This window comes from Methylorubrum podarium (assembly GCF_022179745.1).
GTDB lineage: Bacteria > Pseudomonadota > Alphaproteobacteria > Rhizobiales > Beijerinckiaceae > Methylobacterium > Methylobacterium podarium.
This window is the reverse complement of record NZ_BPRD01000478.1, coordinates 1-1,555: the sequence shown is the minus strand read 5'-3', so window position 1 is coordinate 1,555 and position 1,555 is coordinate 1. Positions and strand designations below refer to the sequence as shown.

Genomic DNA, 1,555 nt, shown 5'->3' with positions numbered 1-1,555 from the left:
CGACGCCGCCGGCGACGCGGGCGAGAGCCCGGCCACGAGTCCCGCCACGGCTCCGGCCGCGACCCCGGCGGTCGGTGCCTCGCCCTCCGGCACCAGCCTCGACCGCGACGGCACCGCCGGGGCCGAGACGATGACCGGGTCGAGCGCCGCCGACGACCTCGACGGGATGGGCGGCGACGACCGGCTCGACGGGCTCGCCGGCGACGACGACCTCTACGGCGGGGCCGGCGGCGACCGGCTCGACGGCGGCGGCGGCACCGATCATCTCTGGGGCGGGGCCGGGGCCGACCGGTTCGCGTTCAAGGCCGGCAACGGCGCCGACTGGGTCGAGGATTTCGAGGCCGGCGGCTCCGCCCCCGACACGATCGAGGTCAGCCGGTCGATGTTCGGCTCGCTCGACGCCGTGCTGGCGGCGGCGCAGGACGTCGGCACCGACGTCGCGATCCGTTCAGGATCGGACACGCTCTGGCTCGCCGACACCCACAAGGCCGAGCTGGGCGCGGGCCACGTCCTGTTCGTCTGATCCCGCCTCCGGCGGGCGTTGCGGCCGGGGCCGCGGAAGATCCTGCGGCCCCGGCCGGTACTCGACGAGAGGGTGGGCGGCCAGCACCCGCTCGATCCCGGCGCGGAACGCGGCGAGGGTGCCGAGCGGCCGGGCGCAGCCGCCGCAGGCGATCGCCGCCTCGGCGGTCGGGTCGCTCGGCCAAGTGACGGCGGGCGAGCCGCAGGCCGCGCAAGCGAAGGTCCAGGCGCTGAGCAGGATCGCCCCGTCCGCGTCCGGAGCCGCCGCGTCCAGGGTCCTCCGCGCGCCCATCAGGCGCTGTTCCGGTAGTAGTGCGAGAAGTCGCGGTAGAGCGTGCCGCGGTCCGCGGCGCGGCCCTGGTGGCGCTTCAGGTCGACCTTGTTCAGGACGAGCCCGGCGACCGTCAGCCCGAGCCGGCGCATATAGGCGAGGCTCGCCGTCACCGCCGCCTTCTGCGTGCCGTGCCACGCCACGACGTGGACCACGGCGTCGGCGTGCTGGCGCAGGAGCGCGACGTCGCCGAGCAGCAGCACGGGCGGCACCTCGACGAGGATCACGTCGTAGCGCTCGCGCGCCTCGCGCACGAGCATGCCGAAGGTCGGCTCGGCGTAGATGTCGTGCCCGTCCTTCAGGCCGGAGACGCGGCGGATGGTCGAGATCCGGCCCTCCGCCTCCTCGTCGTCGGCCCCCGTCTCGGGGCCGGGCTTGCCGTGGCGGGCATCCTCGATCGCGGCGCGGCGGGGCGAGCCGTCGAGGATCAGCACCCGGCGCCCCATGGCGGCGAGCGAGCGCGCCACCGAGCGGGCGACGACCGACTTGCCCTCGCCCGGCATCGCCGAGGTGACGAGGACGACCTTGAGCGGCTCGCGCACCGCGACGAGTTCGGCCACCGCCGCCCGCACAGCCTCGCGGAAGACGAGATCCTGCTCCAGGCGCTCGCCCGAATGCTCCCCCGCCGGCCGGTTCGGCAGCAGCGCGAGGCAGGGCAGGCCGGTCTCGGCCTCCATCTCGCCCTGGCTGCGGTAGCCCCGG

At 75.9% G+C, this 1,555-nt stretch carries 2 protein-coding genes and 1 pseudogene; 1 reads left to right on the top strand and 2 read right to left on the bottom strand.

Annotated elements, in window-relative coordinates; genetic code table 11:
• A pseudogene (locus MFF42_RS21285) lies at positions 1–523 on the top strand (hemolysin); the annotation flags it as partial.
• On the opposite strand, the gene MFF42_RS21280 reads toward MFF42_RS21285, so the two are convergent.
• Positions 449–814, bottom strand: a complete 366-nt coding sequence (locus tag MFF42_RS21280; RefSeq protein ID WP_238257546.1) for a hypothetical protein — start codon at positions 812–814, stop codon at positions 449–451. The pseudogene MFF42_RS21285 and the gene MFF42_RS21280 sit on opposite strands and share 75 nt — an antisense overlap.
• On the bottom strand, positions 814–1,555 hold a 742-nt coding region (locus MFF42_RS21275), incomplete at its 5' end, for a CpsD/CapB family tyrosine-protein kinase (protein WP_238257545.1). The genes MFF42_RS21280 and MFF42_RS21275, both read right to left, overlap by 1 nt.